This window comes from Flavobacterium sp. HNIBRBA15423 (assembly GCF_052655965.1).
This window is the reverse complement of record NZ_CP199751.1, coordinates 2525798-2546396: the sequence shown is the minus strand read 5'-3', so window position 1 is coordinate 2546396 and position 20599 is coordinate 2525798. Positions and strand designations below refer to the sequence as shown.

Here is a 20599-nt window from a genome sequence, read left to right as displayed (position 1 = left end):
TTTTTAAGTTTTTAAAGTACTTTGTTAACACGTTCAATTGTGTCTTTTTTGTGTAATGTTAATCGAATGATTGAATCTTCAATACCTGTTAAATCATGAACTACATTGGCTTCAAGAGAAATGATGTCTCCCTTTTTTAATTGATGTTTTGTAGTGTCTATACCAAATTGAATTGCTCCTTCAAACAGTTCTATCACAATTGGAAAAGGAGCTTTATGTGCTTTCATTATTTGATCTTTTTGAAGTAAAATTCTAATTTCTTTTGAAGTCTCTGTTTCTAAAAGTACTGATATTACAGGTTTTAATTCATTATAGACACAGTTTTCTATAAGCGACGTTTTTTTCATTATTATAATTGTTTAAATTGATTTCTACCAAATAAAAAGAGACATACCACTTTTATGATTTCTAGTGCTACAAAAACAAAGTGAAATTGACTTTTTGGTACTGTAATTTCTTGTATAATTTTGGTAGCTCTTTCATTTAATTCGGGTAATATCCAAAAGGTTTGTAATAAGAGAATTACTAAAGCGATAACAAAATATAGATTGAGTATTTTACTATTTTTTAAACGGAATGCAGATAAGATTATAATACTACTACTCAAGAATAATTCAACCTTGTTGAGTGCACCAAATACAAGTTGTCCAATTCCTAAACCAAGAGCAGTTGTAATATTTGGTGCTCTAAATTTTAACCAAGCTTCCATAAAGCTAATCGCACAAACAAAACCTATCCAAATGAAGATGATAGCAATTGTTATTTTTAGTTTAGTTTTCATATTAAAGTAGTAAAAGACCTTTTTATCTTTTATTTGGGTTTTAAAAAAGTTATCGTTTTAAATAGAAATTTTGAGCATTCATATCTTTAACCAGCATTTCTAAAGAAGTACTTTCTAGCATTTCTCTTAGTTGCTCTCTAATAGCTATAAATTTAAAATGGAGAGGACAAGGAGAGTTTGCATTGCATTGTGTCAAACCTAGACCACAACCTGTATAAATAGAATCACCATCTATTATCTTAACAATTTCACCAAGCTTAACGGTTTTCATTTTCTTTTTTTCTATAATAAAACCACCATAAGGACCTTTTATAGATGTAACTACATTATTTTTTGTAAGTTGTTGTAAAATTTTAGCTGTAAATGCTTGTGGAGAATCAATAGCTTCAGATATAGTAGTTAAACTTACTTTATTGTTCTGCTCGGTTTGTTGGGCAATATAAATTATTGCCCTCAATCCGTATTCACATGATTTAGAAAACATAGCTTATTGATTTAATACTGCAAAGATATAATTTTTTTATAAAGGATAAAAATATCCGGTATGTTTTTTAAAAAGTAAATATTCTATAAATTGGCAATTGAATACAATATTTAATAGCTATTAATCTTTAAACCATAGTATTTTTGTTTGACTTTTTGGATTCAATTATTCTATAAATTCCACTTCACCTGTACTCATATTATAAACTGCACCAATAATTTTTAAACTATCAGGGTTTTCTTCCATTTTTTTCAAAATAGGACTATTGTTTCTAATGTAGTTGATAGTGTTCTTAATATTACTTACGCATACTTCGTGTACAAAATCTTGATTTGTAGCAACTCTCTCTCCTTCAAAATCAGTAACTAAATCAATTGCAGGTCTTATATTTGCAAGCATACTAGTGATATTTCCTAATTCAGTATTCATAATGGCATGTCTTATAGCACCACAATGTTCATGACCCAAAACTAAGATTACTTTTGATCCAGACGCACTGCAAGCAAATTCCATACTGCCTAAAATATCTGTATTGGCAAAATTACCAGCAATTCTAGCAACAAATATATCTCCAATTCCTTGATCGAATACATCCTCAACAGGTACACGACTATCTAAACATGATAGAATCACAGCTTTTGGAAATTGACTATTAATACTATTTCTTATTTGAGCAGAATGATTTCGTAAAGTCCTATCATTAGAAACAAAACGTAAGTTCCCGTCTTTTAAACGTTGGATTACTTCGTCAGGATTTAATGCTTTTTGTTGTTCAGCTGTTAAAACAGTCTCTACAGGTTGAACGACTTCTGAAGTTGAAGTTTCTTTATTTTCTTCTTTCTCTTCTTTCTCTTCTTTTGAATTACCACAGCTCATAATTAAAAAGCTTAGTACTAAAAATGTTGTTTTTTTAATCATTCCATTCATGATGTTTATTTTTAAATGTTTGTTTATGAAAATTACTCCATTCAAAATTAACTCATAAATGAATAAAAAATACAGGTAGAATTACCTGTTTTGTATTGAAAATGAAATGTTTATTTGTATTTGAACGCTATTGTTAATTATTTCAAGCATATTAGATTATTCTACAAAGTTGAAAAGAATCTTATTCCTCAGTTACAATTTTCTTATTATTTCTTGACCATTCACTCCACGAACCTACATATAACTTTGGAATTTCTAAACTAGCAATCTTAATCACTAAAATAAGATAACAAAATCAGTATTGCTAATTTGTAGTTTAATTTTTTAAAGCACTGATTTGAATTGTTTTGAATCAGGTTTTTTACCACTGTTTGTTTTGAATTCTAGTTTTCTTCAATGATAATAAATCATTTAGATATAGTTTTTGGCTTTGTACCAAAATTATTTGATTAGTAAAGTATTTAGGAAATCCAGTTATATCTATGTCTTTAATTAGAATTTCAATTTCATTATAATTTGGATTATCAATCATTATAGTTTCTTCTCGGCCTAAATAATAATAAGTTATTGTTTTTAATTTTTTTACCTCAAGTTCTACATCACCTTCTATATTAGTTGCTTTCCCATTTAGTTGATCATTTACCACAATAAATGCAGAAGCGATTGGTAAAGCTGAATCAATTAGTTTGATTTTAATAGAATTATTTCTACTAGGATTTATCGAGCCCTTGATGGTTGTTTGTGGTGTTTTTGGTTGATTAAATGTATTTAGCTTAATACTATCTTTTGCAATTTGTATCCAATTCCCCTTAATAATATTTTTTCCACCAACATCCATAAAAACAAAATATTCAAAAGTGTTATCAGATTTGAGCAATATTTGATTACAAGCATAATACCCTTTGCCGCATTTGCCATATAAGCCAGTAACAGTTTTTTTGGATGTACATGAAGTAAATATCAAAAGGAATAGAAGAAGCGTTTTTAAATGTTTCATGAATTTATATTTTTCTTACTCCTCAGTCACAACTTCCTTCCTATTTCTTGACCATTCACTCCACGAACCTACATATAACTTTGGAATATCTAAACCAGCACTTGCAATAGCTAAAAGGGTATGACAAGCCGTAACACCAGAACCACAATGCACAATCCGATTTTCTACAGGAATATCATGAAAGACAGTTTCGTATTTTTCTTTCAATGTTGAAGGAGACAAAAACAAACCATTTTCATCCAAATTAGTAGAAAAGGGAACATTAACAGCATTTGGAATATGACCAGCAATTAAATCTAATGGTTCAATGTGACCTTTGTAACGTGGTGTTTCTCTTACGTCGATAATAATATGGTTTTTACTTTGTGAAGCTTTTTCAACTTCATCCATCGTAACTTGAGGTAATTGCCAACCCTTAATAGGATAAAGCCCAACTTTTTCAACCGTTTCAATTCCTTTGGCTAAAGGAAAACTAACAGCTTCAGCTACAATTTTTCCACCATTTAAAACCTGTACTTTTTCATGACCAATCGCTTTCAACATCCACCAAAAACGAGCCGCTGCATTCGCTCCATTTTTATCATCATAAATTACAACATGACTTTCAGGAGTAATGCCTAAATCAGAAAGTATTTTTGAAAATTGTTCAACAGTTGGCAAAGGATGACGACCACCCATGGAAACGTCTTCTTTTATGTCTGCCAATTGCGTATTCAAATCGACAAATAAAGTTCCTTGTAAATGACTATCTAAATAGTTATCATACGCATTTTTACCATTACTAGCATCTATTAGTACGATAGATGAGGTTTGGTGTAATGTTAGGAGTTCTGTTGCGGATATTAGAGGAGGAAGTTGTTGTTTCATATTGTGTAGTGATTATATAAATTAAGTATTTAAAAGCATTTTTTGAATTTAATATTTTAATTTGAAAAAAAACTTTTGGAGTTAGTTTTGTTATTCTAAAAACTCCAATTCTAAACCACATTTTTTAAAATCTAAATATCTCAGTTCAACATGTGTTTTATGATGAGGTAATTTTCTAAAAATAAATTGGTTGTCTTTAAAAAGAATATTTTTAATGCCGTTATTATCTTCGAAATTCAGTTTTAATGTGTCTGAATTTGTTTGCCAATTAAAAACATCTTTTTCTATTATTTTTTGGTATTCGACACAACCTCTTCCATTTTCATAAAAAGTAAAGGAAAAACCTTCAGGAACTTCTTCTCTTTCAGAGCAAAACATACCTGAAACTCTCCATTTTCCAAATAAAATAGTATTATTTTCATGTTTATAGTTTTCTGTAAACGAAAAAAATAAATAAGTTGAAATAAACATTGTTAGAAATTTAAATTGGTTTTTTGTTTTCATATCTCAGTTGGGTTTATTTCCTTTTATATACGAGCATAATTTATTGAAATAGCATCACAAAACCACCACATTAAACTCCTGTTCCAAAGGTTTCAACGCTTCCAAAAGTTTTTCAATTAAAGTTGGTCCAAATTCAGCATAGAATTCAGAGAAATTAATTTTTCGTTCTTGAAGTGTTTGGTTTGGGAACAACTCATTTTGCAAAGCAGTCATTCGTTCTAGTTTTTCAGCTAAAACTCTTTTTTCTGCTTTTAGTAAGCGTTTTTCTAAGTTCTCTAAACCTTTTAATTGTTTTTTTTCTTGCGCTTCAACAGCTCCTGTAAACGATTTGTCAGTTTGCTTTGCCATTTCTCTTAAACCAACAAATTGTTGTTGCAAAAAAGTTTTTTGTTCCGAAAAATCAATAGTAAATTGAGATAATTCTTTAGTTTTGTTCGTCAATAAATCATTTTGAGTACTAAATAAATCAGCCCAATTTAAGGCTAATTTATCTGCTTTTTGCACTTGTTTTTCAGTAGCCAATAGAACCGAATTACGCAATAAAAGCATTGGAAAAGTAATCTTATTTGCTTCAAAATTAGATTTTAATTCCAACCAATAAGCCAATTCTCCACCACCACCTATATAACATAAATTGGGTAAAATAACTTCTTGATACAAAGGTCTCAAAATCACATTCGGACTAAACTTTTCAGGATGATTTTCTAATTCGGCAAGAATTTCTGTTTCTGAAAAAGTCATTTTGGTATTCAAAACACTGTATTGATTGTTTTCAAAGACGATTCTTTCTCTCAAATCATCTTCAATATAAAACAAGTTAATTTCTCTTGGATTAACTTGAATTTTATAATCGGCTAAATGCTCATTTGTTTTTAAAACTTCCTCACTCGACGTTTGATGTAATAATTCTTCTTTTACAAAAGGAATAAAAAGTGGTTTCAAGTTTTTATCATCACCATCAATAATCACTAAACCTTCCTTTTTAAATAATTCGTTTGCCAAAAAACGAGTTGCATCGGCTAAATTAGTATGTTCTAAATAGGCTTTTTGAAACAAATCTTTTAAATAGTTGGCATGTTCACTAATACCAATTGCTTTCGAAAATTCTTCAAAAACAACTTCCAAACCTTCAGTAGACAATCGTCCAACAGGTCCAAAACTGTCTTTTTTCCATTGGATTTTTTTTCCATTCAGGTTGAAATAATTAATTTCTTCAAAATCATGATCTTCAGTTGCCATCCAATAAATAGGAACAAAATTATTTTTCGGATAATTATTTTTTAATTCTTTACACAAATTAATGGTAGAAATAATCTTATATAAAAAGTACAAAGGACCAGTAAATAAATTCAATTGATGACCAGTTGTAATGGTAAAAGTGTTGGAATCGTTTAAAAGTTTGATGTGGTTTAATGTAGTTTCAGAAATGACAAAATTTTCATATTGTTTTTCTAATGCAGAAACTAAAATTTTTCTATTTTCAAAAGGGAAATTAGCTTGTTTTTCAGTAAGTTGCGCTTTAAAGTTTTCCAACTTTGGAAAGTGATTGTATAGCTGCCTCAGTTCTTTTTTTTCATTTAGATAATCGATCATTAAGTTAGAAAAATATCCTGAATTTTGATAGCTGATACAGTCGGTTGGCATAGGTTAAAATTTTTGTAAAAATAGAGAAATTTGAATAACATTCTTAAGGCTTTAACATTCACTTAATATAGTTTTTATACTACTAAAATATTTTTTTTGAAAATAAATTTGGAATTGTAAAAAATAATTACAAAAATTTGTGCTCAGAAAAAATAACAATTTTAAAAACGAAGAAAAATGACATTATACAATTCATACTTCCAAAGCAACACGTCAGTAGATACTGGTTATGCTTTTCTTCGTGGCTTATTTCATTCATAGAAAATTCAAGTAAGAATATATGAAAAAGCCCGAAGCTAATTAGATTCGGGCTTTTTTAATTCTAGACCCTTCAGAAATTCCCGATACACGAACTTTTACATCGTCTTTTTTAAGAGGATGCTGATTTTACCTAATTCAATGTGTTTTATTCACTTTGGAAAAGGAACAGTTATACAATAATTAAAAATTTCATGGGAAATAAATTATCTGGGAAAGACCTAATTAAATTGGGTTTCCCAAAGAACAATTCAATAAATATTGCTCTAGGGCAAATTAATAGATACAGAAAAAGAGAAAAAAAGGAAAGCATTTTAAACGAAGCCAAAGAAGTTTTGTTGCATCCAGAAAATTTCAAAATGCACGGTACTTGGGGAAAAGTAGCAGAAGGATTAGTCAATCCAGTGCAAGTGAAATTCAATCAATTACGAAGCACAAGAGCACCATTTTCCATATTTGGAGAAAACGAAATCGACGAACAAGCCAAGTTTCAATTGTATGATTCCTTAAAATTACCAGTCGCAGTCAAAGGAGCTTTAATGCCAGATGCACATTCAGGTTACGGATTGCCAATAGGAGGCGTTTTAGCCACTGAAAACGCAGTGATTCCTTACGGAGTAGGAGTAGATATAGGTTGTAGAATGAGCTTATCCATTTTCGATTTGCCAGCCTCTTTTTTGAAAGGAAAAGACCATCAATTGCAAGCAATTTTAAAAGACAATACCAAATTTGGTATGACTGAAACGCACAAAATAAAAGCAGATCATGATGTCTTTTATCGTAACGAATTTGATGACATTCCTTTGTTAAAAAGACTAAAAGACAAAGCCTATAAACAATTAGGTTCGTCAGGAGGAGGCAATCACTTTGTAGAATTTGGAATTGTAAAATTAGACAACCCTTTACCAGAATGGAAGCTAGAACCAAAAGAATATTTAGCGGTATTATCGCACAGTGGTTCAAGAGGTTTGGGAGCAAATATTGCAAAACATTACACCTATTTGGCAACAAAGCAATGTCCATTGCCTAAGAATGTCCAACATCTAGCATGGCTCGATTTGAACACACACGACGGACAAGAATACTGGCTAGCCATGAATTTGGCAGGAGATTACGCAAAGGCTTGTCACGATGATATTCACCGAAGAATAGCCAAAGCTTTAGGCAAAAGAGTAGTGGTTACTATCGAGAATCACCATAATTTTGCTTGGAAAGAAATCGTCGATGGCAAAGAATGTATTGTGCATAGAAAAGGAGCAACACCAGCGCAAAAAGGCGTTTTGGGAATCATTCCAGGTTCGATGACTGCACCAGGGTTTATTGTAATAGGAAAAGGAAACGAAGAAAGTCTCAATTCAGCTTCTCATGGAGCAGGACGTTTGTTCTCGAGAGCCAAGTGTAAGACGAGTTTTACACAAAGCCAAATTAAAAAAGTCTTGACAGACAACGAAGTAACGTTGATAGGAGGAGGCATCGATGAAGCACCTATGGCTTACAAAGACATCAACAAAGTAATGGCTTTGCAAACCGAATTGGTAGATGTTCTAGGTACGTTTACTCCTAAAATAGTACGAATGGATAGATAATAAAAAAAGAAAATTGTTTTCTGGGAGCGAATGGCTTGGGCATTTTCAGCCAACCATTTTCCCGCTTTACGAAGTAGTCCCGATTTTCATCGGGAGCTACTTTCTACAATCGGGGCTAGATAGGAAACAATTGGAATTTTTGTTATCAAATTAAAAAAACAGATTAAGTCAAAACAAGCTCCAGAGGAGCGACATGTTTATAATAATAAAAAGGGATATGGGAGCACCACATAATAAAAACAGATACGGAGAACTATGGAATCAAAATAGAATAGAGGAAGGATTAAAAATTCTTGGACTATTAAAAGATTTCATAGTTATTTCAGGTGGTTGGGCTTGGCACTTCATGAGTGTACCCAATCATAAAGAATATAAACACGCTCACGATCATAAAGATATCGACATTTTTGTGCATCCAAATAACGTTTCAAAAGTGATGGAAATTTTGTTAGAAAATCATTTTGAAAAAGTATGGACAAGATACGATTATTTGTATAGCGAAGAAAACTTTAGAAGATATGAAAAAACAGTGGAACGAAATGGAGAAAAACCGTTTAGAGTAACCATAGATTTTTTTGAAAAGACCGATTTAAAAACAGAAAATTGTAACGGATTTACTGTAGTTGCACCAGCAATGCTTTTAAGTTTTTATTCCAATATACATTCAAGTGATAAATGTTGGGCAGTAAAAAAAGCAAAAGAGTTTTTAGAGAAAGGAATCAATCCAATAGGAAGAAAAGAACTCTCAGAAATTCCAAAATAGAAAAAATTATGGACAATAATTATATTAAGTCTCATTCTCCCTCTTCTTTAGAGAGGGTTGGGGTGAGGCTCATACAAATAACCTCAGGAAGAGGACCAGCAGAATGCACTTGGGTCGTGGCTCAAGTTTTGAAGAAAGTGCTGGAAGAAGCAAACGAGTTGCAATTGAAAGCAATAGTTTTACAACGAGAAGCAGGTAGCGAAAACGGAACAGTAGAAACAGCACTTGTTCAAATAGAAGGCAAGAAAGCAAACGAGTTTGTAACGTCTTGGTTAGGAACCATTCAATGGATTGGAAAAAGTACGTTTCGAAAGTTTCACCAACGGAAGAATTGGTTTGTAGGGATTTTTGAAGTAACACAATCGAGTGAAACAAAGTTTCATGAAAAAGATGTGCAGTATCAAGCCATGCGAAGTTCAGGAGCAGGTGGTCAACACGTGAATAAAGTCAGTTCAGCAATTAGAGCGACACATATTCCAACTGGCATTGCAGTCGTTTCAATGGATTCACGCTCACAACACCAAAACAAGAAATTAGCAACCGAGCGTTTAAAACAAAAAATTGAAGAAAACAATTTGAATCAGTTTAAAAACCAAGAACAAAACACTTGGACAAACCAAATGCAAATTGAAAGAGGCAATCCTGTTCGCGTGTTTCAAGGGTCAGATTTTAAAAAGCAAAAAGTAGATAAAAGCTACAAAAAAGAACGTTTAAAATATAAAAATGAATTAAGGAATAGCGACTAATTACTATTCACTAATCACTAATTACTAGACAAATGAAGTCAATAGATAAATACTTATTTCAGGCTATGGATAATTATCCGTATTGTTTGGAAGAAACCATAGAATCCTTAGATTATGCTTTGTCGTATGATGATAAGAACACTACAGCTTTGTGTTTGTATGCAAGAATACAAGCAGAACAATTATTGAATTATGAAGAAGCTAAAAATTATTTCCAACAAGCGTTAGGAATCAACATCAATGCTATTGAAGTGTATCCTTATTATATTCAAACTTTGTTATCCAATGAAGATTTTGAAGAAGCAGAAAAGTTAATTCATTTTGCTTTGACTATAAAAGGAATAAACAAAGTAGAAATTTTGATGAAGAAAATTCAACTTCATGAAACTAAAAGAGAATTCAAGGAAGCAAAACAATTTTTAAAAGAAGTGAAGTTAACCGTTATAAATAATGAGTATAATTATTATTTGGATGAAACAAAAGCAAGAATTAAAGGGAAATTGGAACTTTTAAAACCAAAAAAGGAAAAAGAAAAGAAAGCTAAGAAAAATAAGAAAAAGAAAGGGTGCTAAAAAGCATCCTTTTTTTGTAGAAAAATAAAATTCATTTACATTTGATAGCAATGACACACTTTTAATATGGATTCACATTTAATTGAAAATTTTTGGAACAGAATAAGAAATAGTAGTACAACTATGGAAACCACTTGGGACCAAGAAACAGCACATTTGTATCAATTGGGAATAAGTATGGAAGAAACCTTGCGATATCTTCATGAAGAAAAACCAAATTGGGTTGATTTTAAGAATTGGATTCAAGAAAAAGAAAAAAAAATCGACACAAAAACAGATTCAATAGCGGATGTTTTAACAGAAGAAGATTTGATTTTTTGGGAAACCAATGGTTACGTGATATTGAAAAATGCAATTTCTGAAGAAGATTGTATGGCTACACAAAAAGCAATTTGGCAATTTTTAGAAAAAGATCCAGATGATAGTACCACTTGGTATAAGACCCATACAGAGCAAAAGGGATTGATGGTTAACTTTTTTAATCATCCTACGTTAGAAAAAAACCGTGCTTCCTTAAAAATCCAAAAAGCATACGAACAGTTATATGGAACTGATAGAATTTATAAAACGATAGACAAAGTGAGTTTCAATCCTCCAATTACAACAAATTATAGCTTTCTAGGAAGTAATTTGCATTGGGATGTGAGTTTAAAACAACCTATTCCTTATCGTTTACAAGGACTGTTATATCTTTCAGATTGTAGTGAGAAAGAAGGTGCCTTTCATTGCGTTCCAGGTTTTCATCATCACATTGCAGATTGGATGCAATCACTTGCTACAACTGATAATCCAAGAGAAGTAGCTTTAAAAGAATTAGTTCCAAAACCAGTAACTGGTAAAACAGGAGATTTTGTTATTTGGCATCAAGCTTTACCTCATTGTGCTACTCCTAATTATGGTAAAAAACCAAGATTAGTCCAATACTTGACTTATTTTCCAGAAGAGTATGTAGAAGCTTCTGAATGGATTTGATGTATTCTTACTAATTTCAATTAGAGTTTTTTGTTATAAATGCAAAACAACTGCATTGGTTTGTTGTTTATTAAAGAAAAGTTAAACTTATTAACAATTTTTCTTAATAAAAAATAAATTGCAGGTAAGTTCCGTTAGTATAAAAACATACTTTTGCATGCTAAAATAAAAAAACTATAAAAAAGATTATGAGAAAAATTAAATTAAGTCTTATTATGGCTATGGCTGTGTCTTCTTATATGATGGCTCAGCAGTCTGTTTCTATTGATGATAAGAAGTTTGAAATGAATCCAATTACTTCAGACAAAATTCAGGCTTCTATTGTAGATTCAGACAAAGAAGGTAAAAACTCTTCAGAAAACGTTACAATTGTTGGAGAGATTAAGATGTATCCAAATCCTGCAAAAGATTTAGTAATACTTCAAGGAGTAAAAGTAGATGACCACATTATTATTGCAGATAATAAAGGAAAGAATAGAATTCAAATAAAAGCAAAAGCTGAAGTTGAAATTATTCCCATTGAATTTTTAGAATCTGGAATCTATGTGGTTTTTATTAATGGTGAAAAAAGAAGGTTAATAGTAGAGTAAAAAATAAGTTTTTATTAGGTTAAAAGTCTTATGATTTTTTCATAAGGCTTTTTTTATTGTATTGCCTACCTTTGCAAAAATAATTTCAATTGAAAGACCTTTTATTAATCACTCCTCCTTTTACCCAACTGAATACTCCGTATCCAGCAACGGCTTATTTAAAAGGCTTTTTGAATACCAAAATTATTTCTTCTTTTCAAATAGATTTAGGTATTGAAGTAATTTTAGAATTATTTTCAAAAGAAGGATTAGTTAATTTGTTTCAAGCTTCAAATTGTAAGCTACATGAGATTTCTGAAAATTCTGAGCGAATTTTTATACTTAAAAATGAATACATAAAAACAATTGATTCGGTAATTGCCTTTCTACAAGGTAAAAATTCCTCTTTAGCTCGTCAAATATGTAGCGGTAATTTTCTTCCAGAAGCTTCTCGTTTTGAATTATTTAATAATGATCCAGATGCTTTAGGATATGCTTTTGGTTCAATGGGAATGCAAGATAAAGCAAAACACTTAGCTACTTTATACCTTGAAGATATTTCCGATTTTATTGTAGAATGTGTTGATGAAAATTTTGGCTTTAGTCGTTATGCAGAACGTTTAGGTAGAAGTGCTAATTCGTTTGACGAGTTATATATTGCTTTGCATAATAAACCCACATATATAGATAAAATCACACTTAAAATTTTAAAAAATAGAGTAGAACAAGTTACTCCAAAATTAATTTTACTATCTGTTCCTTTTCCAGGTAATTTATATAGTGCTTTTCGTTGTGCTCAATTTATTAAGAAAAATTATCCAGAAGCTAAAATAGCAATGGGTGGTGGTTTTCCAAATACAGAATTAAGAGATTTAAAAGATAAAAGAGTTTTTGAATTCTTTGATTTTATTACTTTAGATGATGGTGAACTACCAGTTGAATTGTTACATCAATTTACTTGTCATTCAGAACTTGTTTCAGAACCTCAATTCAAACGTACTTTTCGCTTAGAAAGCAACCAAGTAGTTTACAGAAATAACGCTCTAAGAAAAGACTACAAACAAAGTGAAGTTGGCACACCAGATTATTCAGATTTATTATTGGATAAATACATTTCAGTTATAGAAATTGCTAACCCAATGCACAGTTTATGGAGTGATGGAAGATGGAATAAATTAACAATGGCTCATGGTTGTTATTGGGGAAAGTGTACTTTTTGTGATATTTCATTAGATTATATAAAACTATACGAACCAGTTGCAGCTAAATTGTTAGTCGATAGAATGGAAGAATTGATGGCTCAAACTGGTGAAAATGGCTTTCATTTTGTAGATGAGGCAGCTCCACCAGCTTTGATGCGAGAAGTAGCGCTTGAAATTTTAAGGAGAGATTTAGTAGTAACTTGGTGGACCAATATTCGTTTTGAAAAGAGTTTTACGGCTGATTTATGTATTTTGCTAAAAGCTTCAGGTTGTATAGCGGTTTCTGGAGGACTCGAAGTTGCTTCTGACCGACTTTTAGAATTAATTAAAAAAGGAGTAACAGTTGAACAAGTGGCACAAGTAACTCGTAATTTTACAGAATCTGGAATTATGGTGCATGCTTATTTAATGTATGGTTATCCTACTCAAACTGTTCAAGAAACAATCGATAGTCTTGAAATGGTGCGTCAATTGTTTGAAATGGGAATATTACAGTCTGGTTTTTGGCATCAATTTGCTATGACAGCACATAGTCCCGTTGGGCTTGACCCAGATGCTTTTGGAGTAATTCCTCAACAAAATGAAATCACTTTTGCTAATAATGATATTGTATTCAAAGATAGAATAGGAATTAATCATGATAAATTTAGTTTTGGATTAAAAAAATCATTATTCAATTACATGCATGGAGTTTGCTTTGATTATGACTTGCAAGATTGGTTTGATTTTAAAATTCCAAAAACAAAAATCGCACCTAATTATATATCAAATTGTATAGAAAAAGAACAGAATTTCTCATTAAAACCGAATTCAAAAATAATTTGGTTAGGAACTAATCCTATAATTGAAAATTTTACAAAAACAAAAAAAGGCAATTCTTGGGAAATGATGCAATTCATTTTTCATGATAAAATTAATTCATTTGAAATAGCTCTTGAAAAAGAAAAAGGAGAATGGTTTTATGCAGTTTTGGATAAAATTGCTATTAAAAATATAACTATCCAAACGCTTGGTCAAATTAAAAATGACTTTGAAGAAAATTTTGAGGACTTCGAATTGTTTTGGCATTCAAAACCAATACAAATTATTAGAAATAATGGATTAATTACACTTTGATAAAGTTTGCCTAATAATTAATTTGTTCATTTATGTAATATATTACAAGAATCAATAAATAAAAATCTAAAAAAGCTTCCTCTTTCTAAATTGATTTCTAAATTTGTAATTATAGAATTAAAATAGTTGAAATTGCACTTCAACTATTGATTGAATGTAGCAATAGTAATTATAAATATCTTTAAATGAAATATAAAAGATGTGGAAAAAGTGGTTTATTATTACCTCAAATTTCTCTAGGATTATGGCATAACTTTGGTTCTGTAGATAGTTTTGAAAATGCTCAAGATATTGCTTTAGCTGCTTTTGATAAAGGAATAACCCATTTTGATTTAGCAAATAATTACGGGCCAGTTCCAGGTTCAGCAGAAGAGAATTTTGGTAAAATAATTCAAAATAATTTTAAAGGTTTTTTAAGAGATGAACTTGTAATTACCACAAAAGCTGGATTTAAAATGTGGGAAGGACCTTATGGAGAATGGGGTTCTAGAAAGTATCTAATTTCAAGTCTTAATCAAAGCTTGCAAAGAATGCGATTGGATTATGTAGATATATTTTATTCACATCGACCAGACCCAAACACACCTATAGAAGAAACCATGTCAGCGCTTGATTACGCAGTGCGTTCAGGTAAAGCTATTTATGCAGGAATCAGTAATTATAGTGCAACTGAAACAGAAGAAGCTGTCGCGGTTTTAAAGCAATTGGGAACACCATGTATTGTACACCAAGCTAAATATTCCATGTTTGAGCGTTGGGTTGAAAATGATTTATTAGATGTTCTGAATGTTAAAGGAATGGGTTGTGTTGCTTTTTCTCCTTTGGCACAGGGTTTGTTAACTACTAAATATTTAAAAGGCATTCCTGAAAATTCTAGAGCAGCAAATCCAAACGGTTATTTACAAACATCTGAAATTACAGATGAGAAAATTCAAAAAATAAAAGCCTTAAACCAATTAGCAATAGAAAGAAATCAAACTTTAGCACAAATGGCTATTGCTTGGTTATTAAAAAGCGACACAATTACATCGGTTTTAGTTGGAGCCAGTTCAGTCAATCAATTAAATGATAGTTTAGGAAGTTTAGAAAAATTAGACTTTACTTCCCAAGAATTAAATTATATTGAAAATATATTAAAATAAAAATTGTTTATCTTCGTTTCTAACTTTTAGAGTCGAGTTCAAGCCTATAAAATGTGTGAAATAAATAAAATGAAGTTAATAACCTTTCTGTTCGTACTAATAAATGCTTTTGCTTTTGGACAAAATAGTGCAGAACACAAAGTAATAGCAGGTGAAACAATTTATGCTATTGCTAGAAAACACAATACTTCAGTTGAAACAATTTACAAGTTAAATCCAAAATTAAAAGGGAAAACTTTACAGGTTAGTACGGTTTTACAACTTCCTAAACTCCAAGAAAATAAAACCATAACTACAACTGAAAACCCACAATTTCATAAAACTAGAAAAGGAGAATCTTTTTATAGTATCTCAAAAAAATATGGTTTAAGTATAGCAGATTTGGAATTATTAAATCCAACTATTAAACCAAATAAATTAAAAGCTGGTGTTGTTTTAAATATTCAAAAACCCCATGCAATTGAAGCAATTAAGACTGAAGTTGTAGAAGTTGTAGTCGAAAATAAAGATAATACAGATCAAGAAAGTGAAATAAATAATGAAATAATAAATAAGGATTCCATTTTTACAATTCTTCATATAATTAAACCAAAAGAAACTAAATATGGTATTGCTAAACAATATGGAATAAATATTCATGAATTAGAAATTTTAAATCCAAATCTCCCTTCAGATTTTCCAGTTGGTTACCAATTAATTATCAAAAAAGACAAACAAGTAATAGTTGCTGATAATTCAACTTCACAGAACACTACAAGTCTTTCCTATGATGAGGAAGAAATGGTAGAAAAAATGTCTCATGAATTTAATTCAAAAGCTGACTTATTAGTTGAAAAAGCTTCACAATACATTGGTATAAAATACAAGTATGGAGGAACAACTCCAAAAGGGTTTGACTGTTCAGGTTTAATGTGTACTACTTTTAAAGAAATCGATTTAAGTTTACCAAGAACTTCTTCAGCACAAGCTGGCTATGGAGAAAAAATTAAAATGAATGAATCTCAAAAAGGAGATTTAATTTTCTTTGCAACAGGTAGAAAAAATCGTATCTCACATGTAGGTATGATTACTGAAGTAAATGAAGATGAAATTAAATTTATTCATGCTTCAACTTCTTCAGGAGTAATGATTTCTTCAAGCAAAGAACCTTATTTTGCTTCTAGGATTATTCAAGTTAATAGAGTTTTGAATGAATAGTTTTATTGATGTTTAACTTTTGAAAAACAAGGGTGAATATTAAAATTCAGATAGATTTTTATAAAAAAAGACTATCAAATTCAGATAGTCCTTTTAAGAAAATAGGTTAATATAGAGTAATCATTTGCTATGGTTTATTCTTTACTAATTTTAATTCCTTTTGTGTTAGATTCTTCTTTTATATGTAATACATAAAATCCTTTAGATAAGTTTGATAAATCAATAGTATTATGGTTTGGATTTATTATTTCACTTAAGATGCTTTTACCCATTATATCATAAACTTCAATAGTAGTATTAGTTGTTATTCCATTAATAGTAATCCTATCTTTTACAGGATTAGGATAAAGACTTAATTCATTTAAATTAGCAAATGAATTAATAGAAAGAACACTAGATAAATTTGAAAGTACTGGTTCAATTTCATTCCAAGGTTTATCCGTCCACGACCAAACTAGAGAGCCATCCCAACCTCTTTGAAATAGAGTAGCTCCTAAATTAGCAGCAGTAACTCCAAAAGTATCAATAGGATAATATTCGGCAATAATTGTTGGTTTATCTAAATTCATAGCACTATAATCATTATGAAAAGGAGAACCATTGGTGCCAGCCCAGTTATAATAATGTAAATTATAATAATCTAAAGTTCCATTCGCTTCTCCACCAGCATCAATTAGTTTTTGATCTGTATATTCGTTAACATAGCCATATTGGGTGTTGTCTAAGGAGGTTACAAAACCAAGAGCTCCATTTGTTACTTTTACTGTAGGTTGAGCTGTTTTTATTGCAGCAGTAGTTTTATTTATCATCCATTGAATATTAGTCATAGTAACTCTATCAGTAAAATCAGGCCAACCAGAAGCATATTGGAGTGTCATGCCTTCAGGTTCATTAAAAATCTCCCAAGCATAAAGTCCAGCATGATTTCCTACAGTATTTACTAATGGAAGTAAAGCATTGTTTAAATATGCTTGTAAATAAGCTTCTTGCGTAATTATTTTTTTATTTCTAGAAGAGTTAACATTCCACTGACTACCTTTAAGCATATCAAATGACCACAAACAAATTTGGATTTTTAAACCTTTTGAAGCCGCCAAATCTAAAATAGCAATCAAATCGGTAGCAAAAAAAGTAGGATTTGGAGCTACAAAATCATCATTACTATCAAAAACAGGATTTGTAGAACCATTAGTATGATACCACCATCTAATAACATCACCTCCAGCATTACTTACTTGATCCATGATATTAGAAAAAGTAGTTAAATCAGGGTGATATTCTGTACCATTACCTTCTTTACCAATATCTCTTCCAAAATTAACCCAAGCAATATTAATTCCATTAATGAATTGGAAATTAGGAGATCTTAATTCATGAGAAGAACTCTTATTTTCTAATTGTTTTAGAAAGGTATTATTTTCATAAGAAACCTCTAAGTTTTCTTTAATGGTTTTAATAATTTCTTCTTTATAATTCTCATGATTATGCCATGATTCTTGAACCTGTCCTAATGAGATTTGTGATAGAAGTGCAAAAAATAGCAGTAATTTTATATTTGTTTTCATGATTTTATAAATTTTGTGTTAGTTTTTGAAGTTGTAAAATTAAAGGGAGCTTTATTCTAAATTCAATACTATTTCATCAAAAATGAATACTTTTATAAGTTAATAAACCTTAAAAAAATAGAAAAAAGGAAGAAATGAATTATTTTTATTATTATTTGATGCAATTGTATTACTCTTTTCTTATAAATTAAAATAAGTTTGTTTTACTAATTTGAAATATTAAAACCTAAATGAAATTATCCTCGTTTTTATATTCTTTTTTAATAGGTATAACTTTATGTTCTTTTCAAAAAGACCAAACAAACACTAACCCAAAAGAGAAACAATTTATTTATAGTGGTAGAATAGAAACGTTGCCAAATGGAACTACAAAACTCATTTCATCAGCTTCTTCTGTCTCATTTAATTTTACTGGAGATGATTGTGCTTTATATTTAAAAAGTGAGGATACTTACGAGCATCATAACTATGTTTCTTTAGAATTAGACGGAAAATATATAGGAAGATTAAAAGTTGAAAAAGGAGAATCTAAAGCCTATCCAATAAAAATATTTGAAAAGAAAAAGAAGCATCACCTCACCGTTTATAAAGCCACTGAAGCGGCAAATGGGAGCGTGTTATTTTCTGGGACAACTGCTAAAGTTGTAAAATCTAAAAATGAAAAACGCACAAAGAAAAGAATTGAATTTATAGGGAATTCTATTACTTGTGGTATGGGAAATGATACCAAAGAAATCCCTTGTGGAACAGGTGAATGGTATGATCAACATAATGCTTACTGGGCTTATGGACCTATTCTTTCAAGAAGTTTAGAAGTAGATTTTCTACTCAGTTCTGTATCAGGAATAGGAATGTATAGAAATTGGAATGATGAACACATAGAAGAAGCTATAATGCCTGATGTATATGAAAATTTATACTTAAATAAGGATAATTCTAAACCTTATGATTTCAATTTTCATCCTGATATTGTAAGTATATGCTTAGGAACAAACGATCTTTCGGAAGGAGATGGTAGTAAACCAAGATTACCTTTCAATGAAGAAAAATATGTTAGTAATTATATTAATTTTATAAAAATGATTTACAAACATAACCCAAAAGTTCAAGTTGCCCTGTTAACTAGTCCTATGGTGTCTGGAGAAAGAAACGAAGTCTTAGTAAATTGTTTGATGAAAGTAATGGCTCACTTTAAAAAGGACAAAGAGCATAAAAAAATAGCTTTGTTCGAATACAACTCTATGGAACCCAAAGGATGTGGCTATCATCCAGATATTGAAGATCATAAAATAATGGCAGCACAATTAGAACCTTTTTTTAAAAAATTACTCCATGAAGAATAAATCTATTATATATGTATTGCTGTTTTTTTCTAATTTAATGATGGCTACTGTTTCATTACCCAATTTCTTCTCAAATGGAATGGTTTTACAAAGAAATAGTGAAGTTAAGATTTGGGGTTGGGCAAATCCAAAAGAAGAATTAATAATTAAAACTAGTTGGGACAACAAAGAATATAAAACAACTGGAACTAATCAAGCCCACTGGGAAATAAGTATTCCAACACCAAAAGAAGGCGGACCTTATACAATTACAATTAAAGGGTATAATGAAGTGGTATTTTCTGATATTTTGATTGGAGAAGTTTGGCTTTGTTCTGGACAATCTAATATGGAGATGTCAGCTAATTGGGGAATTGAAAATGGAGAAGAAGAAATAAAGAATGCAAATTATCCACTCATCCGATTTTTTGCTGTAGAAAAAGCAGCTTCTTCTTCTTTACAAAATAACCTAATAGGAAGTTGGCAAACTTGTACTCCTGAAACCATGAAACATAATAGTGCAGTAGCTTATTTTTTCGGTAAACGATTACAAGAAGATTTAAAAAACGTACCAATTGGATTAGTTGTTTCTGCATGGGGAGGAACACCTGCTGAGGTTTGGATTCCAAGAATAGTGTTGGAAGCCGATAAAGAACTATTTGAAGAAGCTAATAAAAGACCTTCCTCAGAATATGGTCCAGTAAAACCAGGGAACACTTTCAATACTATGATTAATCCTTTAGTAGGCTATAAAATTGCGGGTGTAATTTGGTATCAAGGAGAAAGTAATGTTGGGTCAAATCGATATGATTCTATTTTTTCAACTTTAATTCAATCTTGGAGAACACTATGGGGATATGATTTTCCTTTTTATTACGTCCAAATTGCTCCTTATTTTATGGGAGAAGAACACTTTTCGGGTGCTATATTAAGAAATGCACAGCGTAAAACTTTAAAAGTAAAGGGAACAGCTATGGTTGTATCAAGTGATATTGCTACAATCGATGACATTCATCCAAAGAATAAAAAATCGGTTGGTATGCGTTTGGCTAATTTAGCTTTGGTAAACCTTTATAAAACTAATCAAGATTTAGTAAACAGTCCTCTTTTTAATAAAATTGAAATTAAGAAAGACAAAGTATATGTCTATTTTGATTATGCGGAAGGATTGCATTTTAAAGATAAAAAAGAAGTATCATTTGAAATTGCTGGTGCTGATAATAAGTATCATCCTGCCAAAGCAACTATTAAAAATGATATTGTAATTGTACAATCAAATAAAGTTAAAGAACCAGTAAAAGTTCGTTTTGCTTGGTCTAATACTTCTCAAACCACTTTAGTAAATAAATCAAATTTACCAGCTTCATTATTTGAAAGCGAATAAA

General features: G+C 30.3%; 20 protein-coding genes. 11 read left to right on the top strand and 9 right to left on the bottom strand.

Going from position 1 to position 20599, the window contains the following annotated elements; translation table 11 throughout:
* Positions 1-11 precede the first annotated feature (11 nt).
* From ACULEV_RS11430 to bshC, 8 genes are all read right to left on the bottom strand, one after another.
* The gene (locus tag ACULEV_RS11430; protein ID WP_445455188.1) at positions 12-347 is read right to left on the bottom strand and encodes a cupin; all 336 of its coding nucleotides are present in this window, start codon (positions 345-347) and stop codon (positions 12-14) included.
* 2 nt (positions 348-349) lie between these two features.
* Positions 350-781, bottom strand: coding sequence for a hypothetical protein (locus ACULEV_RS11425; protein ID WP_445455187.1), 432 nt, complete (start codon positions 779-781; stop codon positions 350-352).
* Between the two features lie 49 nt (positions 782-830).
* Complete coding sequence (locus ACULEV_RS11420; RefSeq protein WP_445455186.1) at positions 831-1265, bottom strand: RrF2 family transcriptional regulator; 435 nt, start codon at positions 1263-1265, stop codon at positions 831-833.
* Positions 1266-1430: 165 nt separating this feature from the next.
* On the bottom strand, positions 1431-2192 hold the full coding sequence (locus tag ACULEV_RS11415) for a carbonic anhydrase family protein (protein WP_445455185.1): 762 nt from the start codon (positions 2190-2192) through the stop codon (positions 1431-1433).
* A 361-nt stretch (positions 2193-2553) separates the two neighbouring features.
* On the bottom strand, positions 2554-3189 hold the full coding sequence (locus tag ACULEV_RS11410; protein WP_445455184.1) for a hypothetical protein: 636 nt from the start codon (positions 3187-3189) through the stop codon (positions 2554-2556).
* Positions 3190-3204: 15 nt separating this feature from the next.
* Positions 3205-4056, bottom strand: coding sequence for a sulfurtransferase (locus ACULEV_RS11405; RefSeq protein ID WP_445455183.1), 852 nt, complete (start codon positions 4054-4056; stop codon positions 3205-3207).
* Positions 4057-4146: 90 nt separating this feature from the next.
* Complete coding sequence (locus tag ACULEV_RS11400) at positions 4147-4560, bottom strand: hypothetical protein (RefSeq protein WP_445455182.1); 414 nt, start codon at positions 4558-4560, stop codon at positions 4147-4149.
* Positions 4561-4614: 54 nt separating this feature from the next.
* Positions 4615-6204, bottom strand: a complete 1590-nt coding sequence (gene bshC / locus ACULEV_RS11395) for a bacillithiol biosynthesis cysteine-adding enzyme BshC (protein ID WP_445455181.1) — start codon at positions 6202-6204, stop codon at positions 4615-4617.
* Positions 6205-6656: 452 nt separating this feature from the next.
* On the opposite strand from bshC, the gene ACULEV_RS11390 reads away from it, so the two are divergent.
* The 9 genes from ACULEV_RS11390 (at position 6657) to ACULEV_RS11350 (ending at position 16327) form a co-directional block, all read left to right on the top strand.
* Positions 6657-8048, top strand: coding sequence for an RtcB family protein (locus tag ACULEV_RS11390; RefSeq protein ID WP_445455180.1), 1392 nt, complete (start codon positions 6657-6659; stop codon positions 8046-8048).
* A 217-nt stretch (positions 8049-8265) separates the two neighbouring features.
* Positions 8266-8811, top strand: a complete 546-nt coding sequence (locus ACULEV_RS11385) for a hypothetical protein (RefSeq protein ID WP_445455179.1) — start codon at positions 8266-8268, stop codon at positions 8809-8811.
* An 8-nt stretch (positions 8812-8819) separates the two neighbouring features.
* The gene (gene prfH, locus ACULEV_RS11380) at positions 8820-9557 is read left to right on the top strand and encodes a peptide chain release factor H (RefSeq protein WP_445455178.1); all 738 of its coding nucleotides are present in this window, start codon (positions 8820-8822) and stop codon (positions 9555-9557) included.
* 32 nt (positions 9558-9589) lie between these two features.
* Positions 9590-10129, top strand: coding sequence for a tetratricopeptide repeat protein (locus ACULEV_RS11375; RefSeq protein ID WP_445455177.1), 540 nt, complete (start codon positions 9590-9592; stop codon positions 10127-10129).
* Positions 10130-10195: 66 nt separating this feature from the next.
* The gene (locus tag ACULEV_RS11370) at positions 10196-11101 is read left to right on the top strand and encodes a phytanoyl-CoA dioxygenase family protein (RefSeq protein WP_445455176.1); all 906 of its coding nucleotides are present in this window, start codon (positions 10196-10198) and stop codon (positions 11099-11101) included.
* Between the two features lie 188 nt (positions 11102-11289).
* Positions 11290-11691, top strand: coding sequence for a T9SS type A sorting domain-containing protein (locus ACULEV_RS11365; RefSeq protein WP_445455175.1), 402 nt, complete (start codon positions 11290-11292; stop codon positions 11689-11691).
* Between the two features lie 89 nt (positions 11692-11780).
* Positions 11781-13988: a B12-binding domain-containing radical SAM protein gene (locus ACULEV_RS11360; RefSeq protein ID WP_445455174.1), complete on the top strand. Its 2208-nt coding sequence runs from the start codon at positions 11781-11783 to the stop codon at positions 13986-13988.
* Positions 13989-14173: 185 nt separating this feature from the next.
* Positions 14174-15130 carry an aldo/keto reductase gene (locus ACULEV_RS11355; RefSeq protein ID WP_445455173.1) on the top strand — a complete coding sequence of 319 codons (957 nt, stop codon included), beginning with the start codon at positions 14174-14176 and terminating at the stop codon, positions 15128-15130.
* A 69-nt stretch (positions 15131-15199) separates the two neighbouring features.
* Positions 15200-16327 carry an NlpC/P60 family protein gene (locus ACULEV_RS11350; protein WP_445455172.1) on the top strand — a complete coding sequence of 376 codons (1128 nt, stop codon included), beginning with the start codon at positions 15200-15202 and terminating at the stop codon, positions 16325-16327.
* A 134-nt stretch (positions 16328-16461) separates the two neighbouring features.
* Here the strand turns inward: ACULEV_RS11350 and ACULEV_RS11345 are convergent, their stop codons facing one another.
* On the bottom strand, positions 16462-17892 hold the full coding sequence (locus ACULEV_RS11345; RefSeq protein WP_445455171.1) for a T9SS type A sorting domain-containing protein: 1431 nt from the start codon (positions 17890-17892) through the stop codon (positions 16462-16464).
* A 230-nt stretch (positions 17893-18122) separates the two neighbouring features.
* On the opposite strand from ACULEV_RS11345, the gene ACULEV_RS11340 reads away from it, so the two are divergent.
* Together ACULEV_RS11340 and ACULEV_RS11335 are read left to right on the top strand one after the other, a co-directional pair.
* On the top strand, positions 18123-19235 hold the full coding sequence (locus ACULEV_RS11340) for a GDSL-type esterase/lipase family protein (protein ID WP_445455170.1): 1113 nt from the start codon (positions 18123-18125) through the stop codon (positions 19233-19235).
* Positions 19225-20598 carry a sialate O-acetylesterase gene (locus tag ACULEV_RS11335; protein WP_445455169.1) on the top strand — a complete coding sequence of 458 codons (1374 nt, stop codon included), beginning with the start codon at positions 19225-19227 and terminating at the stop codon, positions 20596-20598. Before ACULEV_RS11340 ends, ACULEV_RS11335 begins: the two co-directional genes overlap by 11 nt.
* The last annotated feature ends 1 nt before the right edge of the window (position 20599 follow it).